This is a genomic window from Longimicrobiales bacterium, from assembly GCA_028823235.1.
GTDB lineage: Bacteria > Gemmatimonadota > Gemmatimonadetes > Longimicrobiales > Gaopeijiaceae > UBA2589.
This window is the reverse complement of the sequence record JAPKBW010000009.1, coordinates 113,028-131,163: the sequence shown is the minus strand read 5'-3', so window position 1 is coordinate 131,163 and position 18,136 is coordinate 113,028. Positions and strand designations below refer to the sequence as shown.

Here is an 18,136-nt window from a genome sequence, read left to right as displayed (position 1 = left end):
AGCCTGGAGACAATCGTGATCTACAGAGCACGGAGGTAGGTATGGGATCGCCCGCACTGACAGATGTTCTTCCTGTAATCGTCGCCATCGCTCTGGCCCTGATCGCCTGCGAAAGCGACACGGGGCTCTCGGTCGGCGTCGATGGCCCAGAAGATGTCTCGATAGATATCACTCCGATACTCGGTCACTTCGGCTCCGAAGTCGAGGTTTCGATCGATGGTGACCAGGTGGTGATTCGATCAAACGGCGTTCCGAACCATGGGAGTCCGTACTTCGACACTGGAAGTATTCAGTATGAAGCGTATACCGGCTCGAATCAGGGATTTCAACTCAATCCGAACCGGATCGCTGAGCAGCAGTGGACGTTTCGTGTGCCGGTCCTGGCACAGCGCGCTGCGGATATCTCAGCGACGCCCCTGGGCCCCATCGGTGTAGCCGTGAACGGCGTCGCCATTTTCAACCAATACGCGGGTCCGAATAGGCCACTCACCTTCGAAATCGACTCGTTCGATCAGTACAACGGACATCCACAGCAGACAGGGGTGTACCACTATCACGTCGAACCGCTCGGCATCACCGGCGTCGTTGGCGAGGAAGCGCTCATTGGGGTGCTGCTGGACGGGTTCCCCGTATACGGGCCGTTCGAAGATGGTCAGATGTTGGGGTCGAGCGACCTCGACGACCTGCACGGCCACTACGGTGCGACAAACGACTTTCCTGACGGGGTGTATCACTACCACGTCACCGGGGACGATCCGTACATCAATGGCGCGGGCTACTACGGTGTCGCCGGCACTGTGACGAGGTGACGGTCATGTCATCACGGATGATTATTGGATTCGGTCTCCTGGTGGCGGGATCGCCGGTGCTGCTCGGGCTGATGGAGCGGGTGTCGCCCCTAGAGATCAACTCCCTCGTGCCGGGGCTAGAGCGGTTGGCGGGAGAACTCGTATTGGATGGTGCCCTCTTCACCGGTCGGCTTGTCGAGCGGTATCCCGACGGGGGAATGAGGGAAGCGTCCGAGTACCTAGACGGCCTTCGCCACGGCCGCTCAAAAGCGTGGTTTGAGAACGGAGCCGTACGGTATGAACGCAGCTATCGGGAAGGTCGAAAACACGGCGAGCACACGGGCTGGTACGCAGGTGGTGCAGCGCACTTCGAGTACCGCTTTAAGGATGGCCTGTCTCAGGGAAAACATCGCGAATGGTACCCCGATGGTCTGCCATATCGAGAGTTCAACTACGTCGACGGTCAGGAGTCGGGTGCACAAAGGATGTGGCACGCCGATGGAACGCTCCGGGCCAACTATGTCATCAAGGACGGTCGACGTTTCGGACTCATCGGCAGTAAGGGGTGCGTCGGGGCAGGTGTCGCTGTGGCGGCGGGGATATGAGGAGGCTTGCTGAAAGAGCGGTGTCGCTCGCGCCCCGTGCGGTCATCCTCGCGCTCATCGCCATGGGTGCTGGTTGTAGCGATCCCCCGGGGGCAGCTGGCTTGCCATTCTACCGGACCGCTGAGCTGACGCCGGAGTGGATCGACAAGAGCGCAAAGGATTACGCGGCAATTCACCAGATCCGGGACTTCACCCTGGTTGACCAGGCGGGGGCCAAGATCACCCGAGCCGAACTAGAAGGACGCGTGGTGGTCGCGAACTTCTTCTTCACCCAGTGCGTCGCAATCTGTCCGACGACCCGGGGGAATCTGCAACGTGTTCGTACCGCTTTTTCCGGAGATGGAAGGCTTCTTCTGGTTTCCCACAGCGTCACACCTGACTTGGACACCACCGAGCGGCTCGGTGCCTATGCCGATCAATTCGGGATAGAGGCGGAAGACTGGCACCTGCTGACCGGGCCCTTCGAGGAGATCCTCGGCCTCGCGCGGTCCTCGTATTTCGTGAATCTGCAGGACGGGTCGGGATATGGCGTCCCATCGATGGCGCACACCGAGAACGTGGTCCTCCTGGACCCGGAAATGAGAATTCGAGGGGTCTATAACGGCACACTCCCAACGGATATCGCGCGACTCATAGAGGACGCCACGTTGCTCCTGGGGATGTGACTCAGGTCTGAGACTCCGGCACATCGAACTCATTGAGAAGTGCCTTGCCCGCAAACACTCGGAGGATATCTGGGCGTGCAGTCGAAGAGGGAAAACGAGCGGCCAGGTCATCCGGTAGTGTGGCTGCGGCGATGGAGCCTACTTCGGAGGTCGGGATGAGCACGGCCTGATCCAAGCCGCGCGACCGGAGGTTCTCTGCAAGCGTTGCATGACGCCACGACCCGGGAGCGGCTGATACCAGCGACTGGCCACCTCGATCGTGAGCTTATTACTGCCTGTAAATACCGGAATGCCCTCGCGTCCCGAGCGCAAGATTCCCGGTCCCGGTGACCAGCGCCGGAACACGTGTGGGGTAGATCGCGGGAACCATCAGCGAGCTAGCTGAGCTCTTCTGTCTTGGAGTCGACGAGCACGCCCCGCTTTTTCAGGTGCGTACGGACAGCGCTAAAACAGTCACTGTTCGCTCCCACGACTTCCGGGGGCACCAGTCCGGGCTCCGTCCATAAGCCCCCGGCGATCAGGCGGACTATGGCTGTGCAGGTGTAGCCGGTCGTACGGGCTATCGACATCGTTTCGGTCGTGACGTTGTAGTGGTCGATCAGATCCCATGTGTGGCGGACCCTCGAGCCATCCTTGGTTCCTTCAACCACGATCCTCATGACCGTCATGTCCTCTTCGCCTTCCGCAAAGGTCCAGGCGTCAAAGAGGAGCGCCTCCGTGACGTCGCGCGGAACTACCAAGCCTGAGGCGGCCTGGATTTCCTTGTCGGAGAAGAAGCCCGCTTCGCGCAGGATCCGGATGCGGACGGCGTGACCCGGGTAGCGCAGCGTCTTCTCGACCATGTTTGGAGTCTTGGACGTCCGAAGCAGGGAGCGCAGACCGTTGGTATTAAAGGCCTCGAGTGAGCCATGACCGGGCACGTGCACGAGCTCGACATCTGAGAGTGCTGGCTTGGTCACGTCTTCGCCGTTCTGTCGCATTCGAGCCGGCTGAACGTACTCCTGGATGATATCGGCGGGCGAGAACGGCGCCTTGTATTCCCAGGGCCACGTCCGCTCCTTCGGCAGTCCGCCGACGAAGCACATGTATGAGTCGGTCGTGTCGAGCTCGGCCTCGGTGTGCCCGAGGATCATGTTGCTGAGCCCGGGAGCGATCCCGCAGTCGAATAGGCACGGGACGCCCGCGTCCTTTGCGAGTTGCTCAAGGCCGAATGCGTCTTCCGGGAACATGGAGATGTCGACGATCGGCCGCCCTTCCTGCAGCACGCGCTCGACCGTCTGGTATCCTAGGAATCCGGGGACAGCTCCGACGACCAGGTCAGCGTCCTGAACGGCCCGGGAAACCGTCTCGGCGTCTGAGAGGTCAGCGACGACTCCGTCGGCACCAAACTCAGTCATTCCTTCGAGACGCACGGGGTCCAGGTCGACCGCGAGTACCTCGTAGTCGTCCTCGGCTGCCAGATCCCGCACAATCGCGCGTCCCACTCTGCCGCCACCCAATACAACGATCTTCACGATCCGTCCTCCGAAACTCGTCACCTGCGACCCGAAAAATCAGTCCAGAGTCGCGATCGTGTGCAAGGGGGTCCCTTCGAGCCGTCTTATGGGGTGAGATGGAAAACTGTGGCGGGAGGTGATTATGCGAGCCGTGACGGACATAAATGTATGGAGCCGAAGCCTTGTTTTGGCGTCGGCGATGGTACTTTCCGGCGCTGCCCAGGGATGGATCGAGCCGGGCGTGAACCGCGGTGGCTTCGCCGTGGACAAAGTGCGGCCTAGTTCGATCTGATCGCAGCGATGCCCGAATGGGAGCCGATTCTCAGTCAGCCTGCGAACGTTGTGATCGCGGGGTCCGAGCTTAGTGTGAAGGTGGATTCAGTGGGTTCGTCTTCCCTCACGTCCGAAGCATTGCAGGAGATCGTTCGTGATTTGCGTAGCAGTACTGCGGGCTGACAGACGTCCTTCTGGGCGACAGGAGAACCGGAGCCGACCATGAGCAACATTGACTGGAATGACCTGTACCGGACGACGTTCCCGGAGCTTGTCCGCTTCCTGCACCGAAAAGTGTGGGACGAGGACCGAGCACGGGATCTCGCCCAGGAAGCGTTCGTCCGCGCGCTGAAGCACGAGCCGAAGAAGCCACGTGCTTGGCTGTTTCAGGTCGCGGCGAACTTGGCTAGAGACGAAGCGCGGACCGTCATCCGGCGGAAGAAACATCTCGTCCTTTTGAAGACAGAGGTCGAGGTCCGCCAGGCGTCACAGCGAGATGCCGATTCACAGCTCGATGAACAGGAGCGATGGGCCGCGGTGCGAGGGGCGCTCAAGATGCTTTCGGAGAAGGACCGTGAGGCACTGCTCCTTTGGGATGCGGGGCAGAGCTATACAGAAATCGCATGTCAACTGGACCTTGCAGTCGGTGCTGTCGGGACGACGCTGTCTCGCGCGCGGAAGCGGCTGGCTGAGGCATACAATGAAAAGGAGGAGGCAGATGTCGCACGTTGATAAGGGCGCGCTTCATGCCTATCTGGATGGGGCACTGGAAGAGTATCCGCAAGCTGAAGCCGAACGGATCCGGGAGCATATCGCCGGGTGTGTAGAATGTGCTGAGATGCTCGAGATCGAGCGCGCTGTCCGGTCGGACGCGGAAGCGATGCTCGGCCTTGCCCTTCCGGCAGTTGACTTGCCGAGTCTTGAGGAGCTTAGGGCCTATGTGAAGCGCACGCGTCCAGTGGGTCAGACCGTGTCGGTCCGGATGTATCGCATGGGCTGGGCGGCATCGATCGCGCTAGCTCTTGGGACTGGATGGGTTCTACGTGGGGGCCAGCTCATCGAGGCACCACTCATCGACCGAGGGGACTTCGAGGCGAGTGCGCTGGAGGAAGCCATTTCGAATAGGGCACCTGCTGCGCTTCGGGAGCCTTCTCTGGCGGATCGCGACTCCACGGCGTCGCGCCTGTCGGGCAGTGCCTCGGTCGAGGGAAGCGTCGCGGCACCTGAGCGTGCGGTCGCGGGAGGTGGGGCTAAGGCCCTCGGAGCGCGCGGAGACCTGCCGGCTGATCAGGTGACCAAGGCGCGCTCTGTCATGCCCGATGCGTCGGTGAGGTCAGAGGCCGCACAGGCTGAGAGCCCGTCGCGCGGACAAGGCGCGGCAGGCGCTGGAACCCAGGTGGCCGCTGCTGGAGCTGTTCTTGAGCTAGCCTCGGAAGTTGCGCTGGATGCAGGCGGTGTCACCGAAATGGAGCCAGATACGGATATAGCAAGGCATGGTACCGCCGAGGCTTTGGCGAACGAAGCTCCCACGTCTGCCGTTGAAGAGGCGCCGGCAGCGTTGAGCTCGACCCACTTCGATGACATGATCGCGGCTGTGGGCACGACAGCAGCACCTCCTCCAGCCGCAATCGCGGAGTTGAACGAAGTGCAGGCAGCGGCGGATAGTGAACAGGAGGCGGAGCGCCGCAGGTCCGAGTCGCGCATGGCTGTCACTTCCGCGCTCGACCAGTCCGGACTGGCCAGTCGACCTGTAATGGATGACGACGCGGATCGGCAGAACGATGAGCCAAACCTGGTCGTGCTTGGGTATGAGGTGCTTTCTGTGACGAACATGGGAGGGGGCACCATGTCGAAGGGTGTTCATGTGGTACAGCGGCTGGAGGGCGCCGTGGTGTTCGAGATCTACCACCTGGAGCTTGATGTAGAACCGACGATTCTGCCCGCTGCCACAGGTGGATTGAACGAAGTGTCGGTGCTCGCGGAGAGTGGCTGGATTGTGCTTCGCGGGCCTCGAGCCGAAGAGGAGTTGCAGGGCCTTCTCGACAGTCTCTTTCCAGAGGGCTGACGCAAATGCTGGCTCTGCCGATCTTGAGATCCCGCGCTCGAACAGGGTGCGGGGTCTTTGCGCGTATGACGATGAAGTATCAGGAGGTGATATGAAGAGGACAGGCTGGGTCGTACTTGCTCTTACACTGATCCCTGTCGGGGTGGCCGGTCAGCAGTCAGGCGTCGAAGAGGCGGCTCGCACCATCACCGAGGCCGACTTCGATTGGCGCGTGGGCGTGATCGCCCACGACTCAATGCAGGGTCGGAACACACCGAGCCCGGGCTTGGATCGGACGGCAGACTGGATCGCAGCAGAGTTCCGCCGACTGGGCTTGCGCGGTGGGGGGGACGATGGCGCTTTCATTCAGCGATACCCATTGAACTCGGTTACCGTCGATACTGAACGCTCCACCATCTCAGCTGGTGGTGTCCGACTTGCTTTCGGTCCGGATGTGCTTCCTCTCTTCGGAACCTCCTCGGATGGCGAAATGGGTGCCGACCTCGTGCTGGTATCGGGCCAGGGCGCTCTTTCGCGCAGTGCCCAACGTGCGATCAATGGCAAGCATGTGGCCGTGCTGGTTTCTGCTGAGCAGGCAAGCCAGAACCGTCAACTTTTTCAGCTCATTGGTGGACTCCGTGGTGCCGGGGCCGCGTCTGTTCTCGTGACGTCCCCGGTCGGTGACGAACAGTGGGCGGGCAATGCTCGCCGAGCACTTCAGCCCTCCGTGTCGAAGGGCTGGTCAACCGACGACGTCGGCGAGGAGGTGTTCGTGCCGATTCTCCAGATGCGGACGTCCTCGCTCGAAAGTATGCTGGAGGGTCGAGGAATTGATCTCGCGGCCCTTCAGGATCGGTCGAAGGAAGATCTTCAGGTACACGACACGGGCGGCCTGCGCACGACCGTGGTGCTCCGTACCCGGAGTGAATCGATGACTGCCCCCAACGTGGTCGCGATTCTCGATGGAAGTGACCCTGAGCTCGCGAATGAATACGTCGTCTTTTCTGGCCACATGGATCATGTTGGCATGGGTGCGCCGGATGCGAACGGCGACTCGATCTTCAACGGGGCCGACGATGATGCGTCTGGCACTGTCGCGGTAATGGAGGTCGCGGAGGCGATGACTGCGCTGCTGATCGCCCCCCGGCGCTCCATGATGTTTCTCCTCGTTAGCGGGGAAGAGAAGGGGCTATGGGGGAGTGAGTGGTTTGCTGAGAACCCGACGGTTCCGATCGAGTCGCTGGCCGCGAATCTGAACACGGACATGGTCGGACGGAACTGGGCCGACACGATCGTAGCAATCGGGAAAGAACACTCGGATTTGGGCGAGTCCATGAACCGAGTGAATTCCGATCATCCTGAGCTTCGGATGACCGCGATCGACGATCTCTGGCCCGAGGAACGGTTCTACTTCCGTTCTGATCACTACAATTTCGCGAAGAAAGGGGTGCCGATACTTTTTTTCTTTAACGGCACCCACGACGACTATCACGGCCGTGACGACGAGCCTGATCGGATCGATGCGGAGAAGGCTGCCCGGATCGCAAAACTCGTTTTCTATCTCGGCATGGAAATTGGGAACGCCGACGAGAGGCCCAAGTGGAATCCGGAGAGTTACGCGCAGATCGTATCGGAGCAGTGATGAGCGATAAGGCGCCGGACTTCCTGGCTGTCCTGGAGGGCTTCGATGGGGTCGGAGTCGTTGTTCGTCGTGACCAGCCGACAGGCACCTGGATCTTCTGTGTGATCCACGACGACACACTAGGCCCGGCAACGGGTGGATGTCGTATGAAGGTCTACGATCATCCGGTCGACGGGTTGGTGGACGCGCTCAGGCTTGCGCAAGGAATGACCAACAAGTGGGCGGCGATGGACTTTCCGTTCGGCGGGGGGAAGACCGTCTTGGCCATCCCTCGACCATTGGCCCAGGAAGAGCGACGTGGCCTGCTGCACCGGTTCGGTGCGCTGCTGAATTCGCTGGGGGGGCGCTATGGCACGGGTGCCGACCTTGGCACCACCACCGAGGACATGCAGACCATCGCCGAAGTGTCTGAGTATGTAATCGGCGTTCACGGCCGCACGGACGGGCCGATGGATCCGAGTCCCTATACTGCGCTCGGAGTCCTCGAGGGCATTCGGTCCGCGGTTCGCCACAAGTTTGAAAGTGCCGACCTCGGGGGCCGTCGAATCTTGGTGCAGGGTGTGGGCTCTGTTGGGGCTGGTCTTGCGACCGACCTCGCCGCCGAGGGGGCACACCTGTTGATATCCGATATCGACGAAGCGCGGGCACGTGCGCTCGCGGAGCGCCTCAGCGGCGAATTCGTGCCGACTGGCGAGGTCTATTCGACGCCCTGCGACGTGTACGCGCCTTGTGCGATCGGTGCGACGCTGGGTCCGGATACCATACCTCTTCTCCAATGCGCGATCGTCGCAGGTGCTGCGAACAATCAACTCCAGAGGCCTGCCGACGCGGATGCCCTGCATGAGCGGGGCATTCTTTATGCCCCTGACTACGTCATCAATGGAGGCGGAGCGATGGCATTCACGTCGATCTATCAGGGGGTCGATGACCTGGACGAACTCGATCGGCGTGTGCGAGCGATTGGGACTAGCCTGGGAGGCATTTTCGCTGAGGCCGCGATGGCCGCACGGTCTCCGGTGGTGTCCGCTCAAGCCCTCGCGGATCGCGTTCTGGCGCGTGGCCCGAAGTAAATTTCGCTCAGCAAGGGCGTCCTCAATAGAGGACGCAGGTGAATGAAAAAGAGGCTCCGATCCGCACCGTGCAGATCAGGGCCTCTCGCCTTGCGGCGCCACCCGTCAGTTCAGAGGGCCAGCCGCTTCCGGGTAGTGCCGGAAGAGGTGGTCCAACCTCAGGTGCTCGAGAATCCGAGCCGTTCGAGCGGGAAGTGAACGCACCCATATGGCTTCTGTGGGCGACGATTTCAAGCGTGCCGTAAGGATTATGGACAGATCTCCGACGTTCGCCTGTTCCATACCAGTGAAGTCGAAAACGATGTGTCGGTCGTCCTGCGTCTCGTCGACGCGTTCCTGCAGCTCCATCTGGAGTCGCCGGTCATGGTCTTTGTCATCGTGTCTCATGGCTGCCTTCCTTCGGTTCACGGTCACTTTCCGCTGTAAAGCGTGCCCTATAAGTGTTCAAGAGTCGTGCCACGTTTTTGAGGCGCGTCTTCTGCCAACTTGGCACGTATGGTGTACGTGTGTGAGCCATCCCATAATTGAGTACTAACTCTTTCCGGAGCTTGGAACGGCTTGATGAAGCGCGTGTTCATGGTGCTGACCTGCTGCCTCGTGTCGGCTGCGGACGCATCGGCACAGAGTGGAGCCCATGCGGACTTTTTTCGCGCCGTGGCCACGTTCTTCAGTCTGCCTGCAAATGAAGTCGCGATCCTCGGCGACTGGGAGCTCGAGGCGGACGAGATCCCCGTGGTCCTTTTCGTGGCCCGCCGAGCCGGGGTGTCTCCGGAAGCGCTCGTAGCCCTTCGCAGTGCCGGTCAGAGTTGGGCCCAGTTGACCGGGCAGTACCGGGTGAACGCACCCGCTCTCTATGTGCCAGTTCGCGACGACGTTCCAGCTGGCGCGCTCGAAGGTGCGTACCAACAATTCAGAGGTGCCCCGGTATCCGGGTGGGGCGACATAAAATTGACCGACCCGCACATTATTGGACTCGTGAACATTCGGGTCATCTCGCAGTCTCTCGGTCTGTCCGTCGAGGAGGTGTTGCGTGAGACGAGCAGCGGCCTCAACTACGTAGCGCTTCACGCACAGCTGAGTCGCTGAGCGACTCAGGAGGATCGACGGAGTCCGAGCGATTGCATTGAAGGGGGCACGTGGGTCCGGACATCTCCGGCCAGGCCCAGTCTAGGCTCAATTCCCTCTGACTGCCCGTCCTTCTCCATTAGCGCATCGCTGAGATTTTCTGGCCCATCGTGACGGAGAGAGGCTTAGAGCGCGCACCCTCGACACTGATTGCCTCGGTGTCGAGTGACGACCCGTCCTACAAGGTGTTCCCGTTCGATGCCAAAGCGCTGATTCACGTCACTGACGGATAGAGCCATGAAGTCATGCCGAATCCCTTTACGGCGAGGCCGGCCGCGGGGAACTGATCTGGCACCTTGGCCGGGCGATCTTGTTTTGGGTCAGTGCTCTTGAGAGATGCTCGGAGGACCGCCGCGACGAGAGGAGATGAGCTTCCCAGGCAGCGCGTACAGGATTTCCCCGTCCTCAACGACAAACTCACCGTTCACGATGACGTGATCGATTCCTGAAGCGTGCTGGTGTGGCTCGAAGAACGTCGCCTCGTCTGTGATCGTTTCGAGGTCGAAGATCACGAGGTCAGCCCAGTTTCCTGTTCGGATTTCGCCTCGGTCTTGGAGGCCCATGATGCGAGCGGGCAGGGACGTCTGAGAGCGGATCGCCGCCTCGACGGACAGGGCGCCCGCAGTCAGGGCGTACTGACGGATTTTGCGTGGGAAGGTCCCGTAATAGCGGGGATGAACGGAGCCGTCGTCCGGTAGCGCGATACCACCGTCGGAGGCGGTCGCCACCCACGGCTGAGCTGCGTAGCTCTCGACGTCATCTTCCGACATGGAGAAGCCGCGCAACCGCCCACCTCCGCGTCGCTCTGGATCGCCTACCAACTGGAGATCGATCGCCATCTGAACCGGATCGACCCCCTGCGCGTCTGCAACCTCCTGGAGGTTCTTGCCGACCCACTCGTCTCTGGGATATTCGAAAATTACGACCCGATCTGCTCCTCCCCGGCGCCGAATCTCGTGTGCGATATCCTGACGGATCTGCGCTTCGATCGTGGCATCGGTCAGATTCCTGCGCAGCATCGCAGCGGGTCCTGGCCCGTCCTGGCCGTCCTCAGAAGATGTGGCCCAGGAAGGAATGAGGACGGTGTTTCCGTCAGAGCCGGACGTCGCGTACGGGTATTGATCTGCCCATACGCGCACTCCTTCGTCTCGGGCACGCTGAATGAGCTGGATCGCACTGCCACTCGAGCCCCAGAAATGCGCACCTTTCGCTTTGATATGTGACGCGACCACCCGTGCCCCCGAGTGGCGCCCGATCTCGATGGTTTCCATGATTGCGTCTTGGAGGGTCGGTGGGCCGGCTGCATTTTGGCTCGGCCAGAACCACATCGGGTCGGCCCCCTCCGAGCGTTCGTGCGCGATGTACACTCCGTCATACGGCACGAGCTCTTCCGCGATGCGAGCTACCTCGCTCGTCTCGCTCCATCGACCGGGTACGTACTCGAGGCCCGCGGACATACCGACCGCACCTTCCTCGAGGGCCTGCCGCACCAGACCCTTCATCTGCTCGACCTCGCCATCGGTGGCGAGGCGCCGATAATCATCGCCCAGCACCTGTCGACGCACTGTACCGTGCCCGACCATCAGCATGACGTTTGGACCCACACCCTGTTGTTCGATGAGCGTACGCTGATCGCGGATCGGCCACGGGGAGCGCCCGTCGTGATTGACGACGACTGTCGTGACGCCCTGTGAGACGAGATTGGGTGCCGACTTCCGGTCGAGTTGATCCGTTCGGATCGTGGCGCCGCCGATTTGAGCACTCCCGTCGTCTGCATGCGAGTGGATGTCGATGAAGCCGGGTGACACGTATCGGCCTGCCGCGTCGATCGTTTTCGTTGCTGCCGCACCATTGAGTCGCCCGACTGCCACGATCCGTCCGTCACGAACTCCGATGTCGGCTCGGAACCACGGGTTTCCTGTACCATCGAGGACGCGGCCGCCACGCACGAGAAGGTCGAAGGGCCCCGCGTCTTGGGCGAGGAGTGGGGCGGCGGTAGCCGGAGCGAAGGCCAATGCCGCCGTGAGTGCCCATCCGAATCGTATGGCCATCATGGAGTTTGTCACCCGCTAATATCGTCAAACGCCTCACGCACCCGACTCAACCCTTCCAGCAACTCGTCCTCCGGATTTCCAAAGCCGAGGCGCAGATAGTGGTCCATCCCGAAGTGGTCACCGGGCACGACAAGGACGGACTTCTCGACACGCATTTTCTCGGCGAACTCGCTCGAGTTGATCGGGTCGTCGTAGTGCGTATAGCAGATCGCCCCGGCGTCGGGTGCCTGATACCGGAACCGACCATCCTGTGCGGCCATCCACTGCTCGACCACACCTAGGTTCTTTCTTACGATTCCGCGCGTGCGCTCCCCGATGCGATCTCGCGTACCTGATGCGAGTGCCACACACGCCAGTTGATCGGAAACCGAAGCCGGGGCAATGGTGGTGTAGTCCGTCCGACCCCAGAGTTCGTTGATGAGCTCATCCGGTCCCATGATCCAGCCGAGGCGCAGCCCGGGGAGGCCGTAGGCCTTCGAGAGCGAATTGGTGACGAGCACCCGTTCATGCGACCCCCAGAATGACGGTGTCCGTTCCTCCCCCGTTTCGGCTCCTGCATAGACTTCGTCGGCCAGGATCCAGGCCCCGTGCTTCTCTGTCAGCTCAGCAATGCGGTCCATCGACTCACGAGTGAGCGAGGCGCCCGTCGGGTTGTTCGGATTGGTAATGAGGACGAATGAGGCACCGTCTTCCAGAGCTGCCTCGAGCGCCTCCATGTCCGGCTGCCATCCATCTTCTTCCCGCAGATGAACCGGGCTCAGTCTGCTCCCGAATGACTCCAGCAGGCCGGGTACCTGGCCGTATGTCGGCAGGATGATTGCTGCTTTCGCCCCACCCTCGAAGAGATGCCAGAAGCACGTGAAGTTGGCCTCTGCGCCACCGACCGTGGCGAGCACGGATGCGTCCGTCGCGCCGGCATACTGCCCGGCAATGAGCGACCGCAGTTCGTCCGACCCGTTCGATTGGCCGTAGCCGAGGAGCGTGGAGCCGACGTCGACATCCTGGCCGGAAATTTCGATGAGTTCATCCACGGTCAGTGGATGCACACCGCTTTCTGACAGATTGATTTTCACGCGGTGCTCGTACGTGGACTGCCACCGCTCCATGCGGAAAGGTGAGTAACGCAAGGCTGAAACTCCGGAGATCGTGGATACGCGTCAGCCGCCCGCCAGCGCGCCTCAAGCGCCGATGCTACGCCGCTCTCTATCTGAAGTAAATGACGGGTCTGTGGGCCACGATTAGATTCCCGTCTCGAACCGTGAATCGCCTCGCTGAGGCCAAGACCGAGTCCGCACGAAACATGAGAAAGGTTCTCCTTGTGATCCTGGACGGCTGGGGTCACTCCGATTTTCAGGGTGAGCCGAGTACTGGCAACGCGGTCGAGCTCGCGAATGTGCCGACGTTCCGGAGTCTCTATGATGGCTTTCCGCGTTCTCGCCTGGCGTGTTCAGGTGCTGACGTCGGACTCCCGGACGGGCAGATGGGCAACTCAGAGGTGGGCCACCTGAACCTAGGGGCGGGCCGTGTCGTGTATCAGGACATCGCCCGGATCGATAAGGCGATTGCGGACGGAGCATTCGAGGAGGCTCTGGGTCTTTCGTCGATTATCGAGCAAGCGCGCGCGCGGGGCTCCGTGATCCACATAGCAGGGCTCGTGTCCGACGGAGGCGTCCACAGTCATGTCAGGCACTTCACGACTCTTCTCGATCGGCTGCCTGCGGACGTCCGGGTGCGAATCCACTGCATGACGGACGGCCGCGATACGTCTCCTACGAAGGGCATCGAATACCTCTCGACCCTTGAAGAGATATGTGCGTGCAACGACGAGTGGGCGATCGCTTCCGTCTGCGGGCGCTACTGGGTCATGGATCGTGACAAGCGATGGGAGCGGACGAAGCGCGGTTTTGACCTGATGGTGAGTGGCGAAGCCGCTGTGTGGGCGGACGACATCTCCTTCTTGAGAGAGAGCTATGCCGCCGGGACGACCGACGAATTCATCGAGCCGACCGGGATCCGCGGCGTGGGTGAACCCGGGATGGCGGCTGACGACGTAGTCATTCTCATGAACTTTCGTGCGGATCGAGTCCGTCAGATCACTTCAGCACTCACGCTTCCTGACTTCGACGGCTTCGATCGTCCCGACCGCCTGCCAGGCCGCGTGGTGACGATGACCGCATACGCGGATGGCCTGCCCACCGAGGTCGCATTCCCGAAGGACAACATTCGGGATGGACTCTCTGAACACCTCGCGGCCAACGGCCACACACAGCTCAAGGTCGCCGAGTCGGAGAAGTACGCGCACGTGACATACTTCTTTAACGGCGGGGAGGAGACGCCCTGGGAAGGCGAGCGCCGCAGTCTCGTCTCCTCGCCCAAGGTGGCGACGTATGACCTTCAACCTGAGATGAGCGCTCACGGGGTCTCGGATGCGGTGATCGCCGGCCTGACCGATGGGAACGACTTCATTCTCGTGAACTTCGCGAATCCGGACATGGTCGGGCACACGGGTGTGATTTCCGCTGCCACCAGTGCGGTCGAGGCCGTGGATGCCTGCATGACGGACATTCTCGCGACCGTCGACGCGAACCCTGAGTGGGTGGTGTTGATTACGGCAGACCACGGAAATTGCGAGATGATGATCGATCCTGAGGGGAACGTGCGGACGGCGCATACGACCACTCCGGTCGACTTCATTGTGTACGACCCCCAGGCCACGGATGGGGACGATGTCATCGTCCGCGACGGCCGACTTGCTGACGTCGCACCCACCGTTCTCGAATTCATGACCGTCGCACCGCCTGTCGCAATGACCGGCGTAACCCTTGTACACCGAGCTGACTGATGGACCTCGACACAATACTTGAACGGGTACTCGCGCTTTCAGAGGACAATGACTGGGAGGGTGCGGTAGAGCTGCTGCGAGACCACCTCGAGGACTTCAAGGACGAAGCTGCCGTGCACTGCTGGCTTGGGGTCGCGGAGCGCGAGCTGGGTCTCGAGGGAGTCGCCTATGAGCGATTCAAGCAGGCCCTCGCACTCAATCCGGAGGATCCGTACATCCTTTCGACCGCAGGGAACGGTCTCGCATACTTCGATGACGCCGACGCTGAACCAGCTCTTCGAGCAGCGGCATTGATGGCGCCTCAGGTGGCCGTCGGACGATTGCTCTATGGAGCGTACCTCGTTCGTGAAGGTCTCTTCGAAGACGGGTTGCGTGAGCTCAAGGCGGCACGTGAGATCGATGCCGACGATCCGCAGATCGCGTACGAACTTGGTGTGGGCCATGCACTGGCTCGGGATTGGGATCGCTCCAGCGACGCACTAGGTGAGGCCGTGAGTCTCGACCCTGATGACGGCTGGGCGAGGCTCGTGTTCGGGCTCGTGCTCCTCGAATCCGGACAGTTTGAGGAGGGCGCAGGAGAGATCCTGTCCGGCGCGCGTATCGCTGAGGAGGACGTTGACGCACAGCTTGCTGCTTCGTTGGCGACGGCTGCAGTTGGACGAGAGGGCGTCGCATACGAAATGCTCGAACGCGCGAGGACTCGAGCTGCCGAAGCTGACCTCGCGCTGGTTACCGATGTGGAGGACCGACTCGACGGTGGTCACGGCGCCGCCCGCGAGATGCTGATGGAAGACTTCGCCCCAGATCTGCTTCGCACTCGACTCAACGAGAGACCCTGAATGAGTCAACTCTCGATCCCTTTCGAGCGACACCGCCTGGACAATGGACTCAAGGTCGTCCTCGCACCTGATCGGACGGTCCCCGTCGTGGCGACCAACCTCTGGTACGGTGTTGGGTCGCGGAACGAGGTCGAAGGAATGACCGGTTTCGCCCATCTCTTCGAGCACATGATGTTTCAGGGATCCGCGCACGTGCCGAAGAACCGGCACTTCGAGTTGATCGAACGTGTCGGCGGCACCCTGAACGCCACGACGTGGTTCGATCGCACGAACTACTTTGAAACCGTGCCCTCGAACGACCTCGAGCTGACGCTGTGGCTAGAATCTGATCGCATGGGCTGGATGCTCCCCGCGATGACGCAGGAGAAGCTCGACAACCAGCGCGACGTGGTGAAAAATGAAAAACTCCAGCGATACGACAATCAGCCGTATGGGGACTGGAGCGAACGCGTTCAGAAGCTGATCTACCCCGAGGGACATCCCTATCGGCACACTGTGATCGGCTCGATGGAGGACATCGATGCAGCGACACTCGACGATGTCGGCTCGTTTTTTGAAACGTTCTATGTGCCGGACAATGCAGTCCTGACGCTAGCGGGGGACATTGAGCCGGTAGCGGCCCTCGAGCAGATCAAACGGTATTTCGGAGACATCGAGCCCGGTGGGCCGATCCCGACGCTCCCCGGCAATCCGGATGTCGAACCTCTAATCGGGCAGACCGTGCGGGATCACGTGGTGGCGGATGTTCCCCTGCCTCGGGTCATTATGGCCTTCCGGTCTCCTTCGTATGATGCGGAGGACTTCGCAGTGGCAGAGGTTTCTCAGGCCCTTCTCGGTATGGGGCGGGCGTCCCGATTGTATCGGCGCCTTGTGCGGGAGCGACAGGTGGCGAAAGGGGTTGTGACGTACGTCTATCCGCTGCTGACGGGCGCCTCGATGTTCTTGGTCTGGGCCACGGGTTATCCAGGGGGCGACCCTGAAGAGCTTGAGCGGGCGATGATTGAGGAGATCGACGCACTGGCGGAGGCGCAACAGAGCGAGATCGATCGTGCGATCGCTCTCACCGAGACGGACTTGGTGCGAGCACTGGAGCGGACGGCTGAACGAGCCGACCTGCTCTCGATGTTCGACCTGTACTTCGATGATCCGGGCCGTTTGAATCGCGAGCTTGATCGGCTTCGGGCGGTCACCCTCGATCAGATCAAGGACTTCGCAGGAACCCGACTCGGAGCGGACAACCGAGCGATTGTTACTTACCAGCCGGAGACGAGCCGATGAGCCCGCTCGATCGGTCGTCCCCGCCGGCTTCGGGCGCGCCACGCGACTTTGCATTCCCGGCGGTTGAGCGGCGCACTGCCGCGCATGACCTTGACCTTCGAATCGGGTGCATGAATCGACTTCCGATGGTCAGCGTGAATCTCTTCATGAGGGCAGGGGAGGCGGCACTCGGTAGTGCAGCTGCAGGCCTCGGAGTGCTTACCGCGGACACACTCGAGGGTGGCACGAAGAAGAGAAGTGGCTCGGCCCTGGCGGAGTCCCTCGAACGAATTGGCGCCCGTGTCGGCGCGTCCGGTGGGTGGGAAGGCACGAGTATCGGGCTGTCATGTCTCGCGGACCGACTTCCCGAGGCGATGGCGATTCTGGCCGAGATGGTATTCGAACCCGACTTCCCTGAGGCGGAGGTGGCCCGAGCTCGTGAGCAGCAGCTAGCCCAGATCCGTCAACGACGCATGGATCCGGGAGCGCTAGCCACGGACTCGGCGAGGGTGCGCTACTTCGCGGACGGAGTTCCGTATCGGCGAGCCGTCGATGGTAGTGAGGAGTCCATCGCCGCGGTGACCCGCGAGGCTATGCTGGGCTACGTCGATGCGAACTATCGTCCGGAGGGTGGGGGAATGATCATCGTCGGCGACGTGGAGCCCGACGAGGTCGTCGCAATGATCGGTGAGCATTTTGGTGACTGGTCGGGGGCTCCTGCTTCTCGACCGGACTTCGTCGTCGAGCCAGCGACGCGCGACAGGCGACTCGTCGTGGTCGATCGGCCCGGCTCGGTCCAGTCGGAGGTCCGAATCGGCCATGTGGGAGCCGCTCGCTCTACTCGGGACTACTACCCGCTTTCGATCGCCAACATGGTGCTAGGAGGCATGTTTACGAGTCGCCTGAACCTGAATCTCCGCGAGGACCACGGCTACACGTACGGGATCCGCTCACGCTTCACCTTCCGTAGCGAGGCCGGTCCGTTTCAGATCGGCACCTCGGTCGGCAATGACGTAACCGCGCCTGCCGTGCGTGAGATCATAAAAGAGTTGCAGCTCATGGCTGACGATGGTCCCCGCGACGAGGAAGTCGCGGCCGCACGGGACTACGCGGCCGGGATTTTCGGTCTGCAGCTCGAGAGCGCGGGGCAGATCGCGACTCGCATCACCCAGCTCGTCGTCTTCGGGCTGCCGGACGACCATTTCGATCGTTACCGGGACACGGTTCGTGGGGTGACCACCGAGCAGTCGGCTGCGGCTGCGGCGAGGCACATGCGACCGGACGAGGTCCAGGTCATCGTTGCTGGCGATGCCGACATAATCACACCCGAACTCGAGTCTCTTGGTCTTGCGCCTGTGGAGGTCGTGGTCGCCGAGAGTTGAGCGGTGTGCAACCCGATTGGATCTCTGCCCTATCTGAAAGAGGGACAGGTAGAT

At 61.4% G+C, this 18,136-nt stretch carries 18 protein-coding genes; 13 read left to right on the top strand and 5 right to left on the bottom strand.

The genetic code is table 11. The features are described from left to right. The 3 genes from OSA81_07365 to OSA81_07355 form a co-directional block, all read left to right on the top strand. Positions 1-809: YHYH protein (locus OSA81_07365; protein MDE0898818.1), on the top strand; the 809-nt coding region annotated here is incomplete at its 5' end. A 5-nt stretch (positions 810-814) separates the two neighbouring features. Continuing rightward, positions 815-1,393, top strand: coding sequence for a hypothetical protein (locus OSA81_07360; GenBank protein ID MDE0898817.1), 579 nt, complete (start codon positions 815-817; stop codon positions 1,391-1,393). 20 nt (positions 1,394-1,413) lie between these two features. Further along, positions 1,414-2,058: an SCO family protein gene (locus OSA81_07355; protein MDE0898816.1), complete on the top strand. Its 645-nt coding sequence runs from the start codon at positions 1,414-1,416 to the stop codon at positions 2,056-2,058. A 1-nt stretch (position 2,059) separates the two neighbouring features. On the opposite strand, the gene OSA81_07350 is transcribed toward OSA81_07355, so the two are convergent. Beyond that, positions 2,060-2,221, bottom strand: a complete 162-nt coding sequence (locus OSA81_07350; protein MDE0898815.1) for a hypothetical protein — start codon at positions 2,219-2,221, stop codon at positions 2,060-2,062. A gap of 214 nt (positions 2,222-2,435) precedes the next feature. Beyond that, on the bottom strand, positions 2,436-3,572 hold the full coding sequence (locus OSA81_07345) for a saccharopine dehydrogenase NADP-binding domain-containing protein (GenBank protein MDE0898814.1): 1,137 nt from the start codon (positions 3,570-3,572) through the stop codon (positions 2,436-2,438). A 477-nt stretch (positions 3,573-4,049) separates the two neighbouring features. Between OSA81_07345 and OSA81_07340 the strand changes: the two genes are divergently transcribed. From OSA81_07340 to OSA81_07325, 4 genes are all read left to right on the top strand, one after another. Further along, the gene (locus OSA81_07340; GenBank protein MDE0898813.1) at positions 4,050-4,559 is read left to right on the top strand and encodes a sigma-70 family RNA polymerase sigma factor; all 510 of its coding nucleotides are present in this window, start codon (positions 4,050-4,052) and stop codon (positions 4,557-4,559) included. Beyond that, the gene (locus OSA81_07335; protein ID MDE0898812.1) at positions 4,546-5,892 is read left to right on the top strand and encodes a hypothetical protein; all 1,347 of its coding nucleotides are present in this window, start codon (positions 4,546-4,548) and stop codon (positions 5,890-5,892) included. Before OSA81_07340 ends, OSA81_07335 begins: the two co-directional genes overlap by 14 nt. 91 nt (positions 5,893-5,983) lie before the next feature. Next, complete coding sequence (locus tag OSA81_07330; GenBank protein MDE0898811.1) at positions 5,984-7,513, top strand: M20/M25/M40 family metallo-hydrolase; 1,530 nt, start codon at positions 5,984-5,986, stop codon at positions 7,511-7,513. Then, on the top strand, positions 7,513-8,583 hold the full coding sequence (locus tag OSA81_07325) for a hypothetical protein (protein ID MDE0898810.1): 1,071 nt from the start codon (positions 7,513-7,515) through the stop codon (positions 8,581-8,583). The genes OSA81_07330 and OSA81_07325 overlap by 1 nt, the downstream gene beginning before the upstream one ends. 105 nt (positions 8,584-8,688) lie before the next feature. Here OSA81_07325 and OSA81_07320 read toward each other — a convergent pair whose 3' ends face one another. Then, positions 8,689-8,970: a hypothetical protein gene (locus tag OSA81_07320; protein ID MDE0898809.1), complete on the bottom strand. Its 282-nt coding sequence runs from the start codon at positions 8,968-8,970 to the stop codon at positions 8,689-8,691. A 171-nt stretch (positions 8,971-9,141) separates the two neighbouring features. On the opposite strand from OSA81_07320, the gene OSA81_07315 reads away from it, so the two are divergent. Together OSA81_07315 and OSA81_07310 are read left to right on the top strand one after the other, a co-directional pair. Next, a complete protein-coding gene (locus OSA81_07315) occupies positions 9,142-9,669 on the top strand; it encodes a hypothetical protein (GenBank protein ID MDE0898808.1) in 528 nt (175 codons plus the stop codon). A 149-nt stretch (positions 9,670-9,818) separates the two neighbouring features. Then, positions 9,819-9,941, top strand: coding sequence for a hypothetical protein (locus OSA81_07310; GenBank protein ID MDE0898807.1), 123 nt, complete (start codon positions 9,819-9,821; stop codon positions 9,939-9,941). Between the two features lie 87 nt (positions 9,942-10,028). Here OSA81_07310 and OSA81_07305 read toward each other — a convergent pair whose 3' ends face one another. Both OSA81_07305 and OSA81_07300 read right to left on the bottom strand, forming a co-directional pair. After that, positions 10,029-11,762, bottom strand: coding sequence for an amidohydrolase family protein (locus OSA81_07305; GenBank protein ID MDE0898806.1), 1,734 nt, complete (start codon positions 11,760-11,762; stop codon positions 10,029-10,031). A gap of 8 nt (positions 11,763-11,770) precedes the next feature. Beyond that, complete coding sequence (locus tag OSA81_07300) at positions 11,771-12,889, bottom strand: aminotransferase class I/II-fold pyridoxal phosphate-dependent enzyme (GenBank protein ID MDE0898805.1); 1,119 nt, start codon at positions 12,887-12,889, stop codon at positions 11,771-11,773. A gap of 173 nt (positions 12,890-13,062) precedes the next feature. Between OSA81_07300 and gpmI the strand changes: the two genes are divergently transcribed. Genes gpmI through OSA81_07280 form a run of 4 tightly spaced genes read left to right on the top strand, consistent with a single transcriptional unit; the run spans position 13,063 to position 18,082 of the window. Then, on the top strand, positions 13,063-14,604 hold the full coding sequence (gene gpmI / locus OSA81_07295; protein MDE0898804.1) for a 2,3-bisphosphoglycerate-independent phosphoglycerate mutase: 1,542 nt from the start codon (positions 13,063-13,065) through the stop codon (positions 14,602-14,604). After that, the gene (locus OSA81_07290) at positions 14,604-15,443 is read left to right on the top strand and encodes a hypothetical protein (GenBank protein MDE0898803.1); all 840 of its coding nucleotides are present in this window, start codon (positions 14,604-14,606) and stop codon (positions 15,441-15,443) included. Before gpmI ends, OSA81_07290 begins: the two co-directional genes overlap by 1 nt. Further along, positions 15,444-16,721, top strand: a complete 1,278-nt coding sequence (locus OSA81_07285) for a pitrilysin family protein (protein ID MDE0898802.1) — start codon at positions 15,444-15,446, stop codon at positions 16,719-16,721. Next, positions 16,718-18,082 (top strand): pitrilysin family protein, encoded by a 1,365-nt coding sequence (locus tag OSA81_07280; protein MDE0898801.1) that lies wholly within the window; start codon positions 16,718-16,720, stop codon positions 18,080-18,082. The genes OSA81_07285 and OSA81_07280 overlap by 4 nt, the downstream gene beginning before the upstream one ends. Positions 18,083-18,136: the final 54 nt, after the last annotated feature.